The 1,434-nt window shown below is 36.3% G+C and carries 1 protein-coding gene; it reads right to left on the reverse strand.

The window, feature by feature from the left end:
* Positions 1-35: 35 nt before the first annotated feature.
* Positions 36-1,381 (reverse strand): IS3 family transposase gene (locus CQ058_RS31290; RefSeq protein WP_105590273.1). Its coding sequence is split into 2 segments (ribosomal slippage): positions 36-940 and positions 940-1,381, totalling 1,347 coding nucleotides; the frame shifts between segments, so codons are not numbered across the junction.
* Positions 1,382-1,434 lie beyond the last annotated feature (53 nt).

Below are 1,434 nucleotides of genomic sequence, written 5' to 3' on the forward strand. Positions count from 1 at the left end.
TGAAGTGACCCCCGAAAGTTAGACAGGTCGTTTCATTAGGCAGCCTCTAGGGTATGAGCCCGGTATTGTACCGGGCTCATACCCTTTAATTTTGCCTTAATTCTTTTATGATTATAGTATTCTATATACTTTGCTAATTCTTGTTTGAAATGTGTTATACTTTCAAATTCTTTTCGATACAGAAATTCCGATTTCATGATACCGAAGAAATTTTCAATAACGGCATTGTCATAACAGTTTCCTTTACGAGACATACTTTGAGTTATGCCACACTTCGTAAGAGAATGACGGTATTGTTTCATTTGATAGTGCCAGCCTTGATCAGAGTGAATGAGGAGTTTATCCTGATCTGTTACACGTTCAAAAGCTTGATCTAACATTGTTGAAACAAGGGAATAGGTAGGTCTTGAACCAATGGTATAGGTGATAATTTCACCATTAAATAAATCCAATATTGGCGATAGATATAACTTCTCCCCAAATAACTTAAACTCCGTAATATCTGTAACCCACTTCTCATTTGGTTTTTCAGATTGGAAGTTGCGATTTAAAATATTCGGCGCAATTTTCCCAACTGTCCCTTTATAAGAGCGATATTTTTTTATACGAACCAGACATTTTAACCCTAATTCTTTCATAAGACGATACACCTTTTTATGATTTACTTTGTGCCCACGATTCATAAGTTCATCGCGAATACGACGATAGCCATAACACCCATCGTGTTCATCATAAATAGCTTGAATCAGTGCTTTTACCTCCGCATTTGGATCAGGACGATTGAACTGTTTTATCCAATAATAGTACGTACTACGCGGAATATTAGCGAGTTTAAGTAACTCCTTAACAGGAAATTCATGCCTTAACTCATAGATTACTTCCGCTTTGTCTTGTTTTGTGATTTTTCCTTGTTTTGAACTAAGGCATTCAACTTTTTTAAATATGCATTTTCCATACGTAAACGTTCATTTTCCGCTTGTAAGGCTTCGATTGATCCTTCAACTACTGGTTTTATATTTTTATCTTTCATGGTTGGACGCCCCTTTTTCTTTGATTGTAGGGCATCCAATCCTCCTGTTTCATACGCTATTTTCCATTTCCGAAGTGTTTCATAAGACGGAATATTGAAAAGTGCCGCTGTTTCTCTGATAGATGTCCCGTGTTCATTCATATAATAAAGTACATCTAGTTTATACTGAGCTGAGTAGAATGTATAGCGCTTTTCAAAGGCCTTTTCACCTGAAGATTCATATCGTCTAATCCACTCGCGAAGTAAAACAGGAGTAACTCCTATAGATTTAGCAATTGTTTCTCCACTTTCTGAACCATCTAAATATCGTTTCACCGCTTGGATTTTTTCTTTTGAAGAAAATTTAGCCATAAAAAATGCACCTCCAATTGTTAGACCGTGTCTAACAATTGGGGTGCACTTCA

The organism is Bacillus sp. MYb56 (assembly GCF_002976445.1).
Lineage (GTDB): Bacteria > Bacillota > Bacilli > Bacillales > Bacillaceae_G > Bacillus_A > Bacillus_A mycoides.